Annotated in this window: 1 protein-coding gene and 1 pseudogene; one reads left to right on the top strand and one right to left on the bottom strand. The window is 43.6% G+C overall.

Annotation, left to right across the window (positions count from 1 at the left end):
• The coding region (locus MMO38_RS16440) for a recombinase family protein (RefSeq protein ID WP_004726713.1) at positions 1 to 363 on the bottom strand (363 nt) is incomplete at its 3' end.
• A 94-nt stretch (positions 364 to 457) separates the two neighbouring features.
• Here MMO38_RS16440 and MMO38_RS16435 point away from each other — a divergent pair.
• Positions 458 to 2,093: pseudogene (locus tag MMO38_RS16435) on the top strand (Tn3-like element ISAcsp1 family transposase); the annotation flags it as partial.

Below are 2,093 nucleotides of genomic sequence, written 5' to 3'. Positions count from 1 at the left end.
AGACATCACAGAAGCCATGAGCTTTCCCTGAGATGTGGAAAGGTCAAACTGCAAACCTGTTTGTGCCACCAGAGATACCCCGAAATGCCCAAGATCTTGTAATGACTGTACGAGATCCACGGTGCTTCTGCCCCAGCGTGTCAATTCCGTCACCAAGATGGCATCGATTTCACGAGATTGCGCCATGGTCATCAAGTATTTTCTTTGCAATCTCTCATCCTTACTGCCTGATGCAGTTTCTTTCCAAACACCGACAACATCGTAGCCGCAACGATTGGCGTAGGCACGTAGGTCATATTCCTGTCGTTCGCAGGACTGATCGTTCGTTGATACTCGGCAATAAATGGCCGCATTCTGTCCCAATTGAACCTCCTTGCGAAATTGCAGCGCAAAGCTAAGCGTGGCGGTACAAAATAATGTACCTTTAATAGTTTAGTTTATTTGGGACTAATGAGCCATGCCGCGCCATTCTATTTTGTCGTCCACGGAATTGGGAAGCCTGTTCGAAATTCCAGATGATAGAGCTTTTATGCTTCAGCATTACACTCTGAGTGATTCTGATAAATCCATAGTCCATCAACATCGAGGGGCATCCAACAAGCTAGGCTTTGCAATTCAACTTTGCTACATGCGTTACCCTGGAGTGATATTGGGTATTAACGACGAACCATTCAAACCCTTACTTTTCATGATGGCTGCTCAACTTAGTATATCAGTGGACTGCTGGAATGATTATGGTCAGCGCGAGCAAACAAGACGAGAACATATTGCCGAATTGAAAAAAGTTTTTGGGTTCAAACTATTCACCTTGAGTGACTATCGGCAATCGGTCAATATGATGGTGGATTTGTCCCTTCAGACAGATAAAGGTCTTATTTTAGCCACAACTCTCGTTGAAAATTTACGACAAAAATCAGTCCTTTTGCCAGCTATAAATGCAATTGATAGTATTTGCGCAGAAGCAATCACATCTGCCAACCGCATAATTTATACTGCTTTGACGAGCTCACTTTCAGAAACTCATCGTCAAAATATAGATGCTTTGCTGAACCGTAAAGAGGGCAGCAAACTGACAATATTGGGGTGGCTTAGACAGTCACCAGCTAAACCAAACTCAAAGTACATGCTTGAGCACATTGAGCGGCTGAAGTGCTTACAAGCCATCGATCTACCTGAAGACATTGGAAAACACGTTCATCAAAATCGCTTACTGAAAATTGCTCGCGAAGGTGGGCAAATGACTCCTGCTGATTTGGCCAGATTTGAATCTCAACGTCGATATGCCACTTTGGTAGCAATCGTTGTGGAGAGTATGGCCACGATCACCGACGAAATTATTGACCTGCATGATCGCATTATTGGAAAGCTATTTGCTATCGCAAAAAATAAACACCAGCAACAATTTCAATCATCAGGTAAAGCGATCAACGACAAAGTGCGTTTGTATGGGCTTATCGGGAAAGCCTTGCTAGATGCCAAGCAAAATGGCAGTGATCCGTTTGCCGCCATCGAAACTGTTATTTCATGGGATGCTTTTGCAGCAAGTATTACTGAGGCAGAAAAACTGGCGCAACCCGAAGACTTTGATTTTTTACCACGAATTGGCGAGAGCTATGCAACTTTACGCCGTTACGCGCCAGAACTTCTTGCCATACTTAAATTGCGTGCTGCCCCAGCAGCAAAAGATATGCTTGCCGCTGTAGAGTTGCTCCGCAGCATGAATGTTGATAATACACGAAAAATCCCCTCTAATGCTCCAATAGCGTTTATCAAAAAACGGTGGGCAAGACTAGTCTTTACCGATGATGGTATTGATCGCCGCTATTACGAAATATGTGTGTTATCTGAACTTAAAAACTCGCTACGGGCTGGGGATCTCTGGGTACAAGGCTCTCGCCAATTCAAAGACTTCGATGAGTATTTAGTGACTGCTGATAAATTTAATCAGCTAAAACAGTCCAATGAGTTACCTCTAACCATTACTACTGATTGTGATCTATATTTGCAAAGTCGCCTTTCACTATTGGAGCAGAAATTAGCAATCATTAATCGCATGGCAGCGACCAACGATTTGCCTGATGCGATGATCAATC

Source organism: Acinetobacter sp. NIPH 1852 (assembly GCF_022549455.1).
Taxonomy (GTDB): Bacteria; Pseudomonadota; Gammaproteobacteria; order Pseudomonadales; family Moraxellaceae; genus Acinetobacter.
The sequence above is the reverse complement of the archived record's forward strand: the minus strand, read 5'-3'. Positions and strand labels throughout refer to the sequence as shown.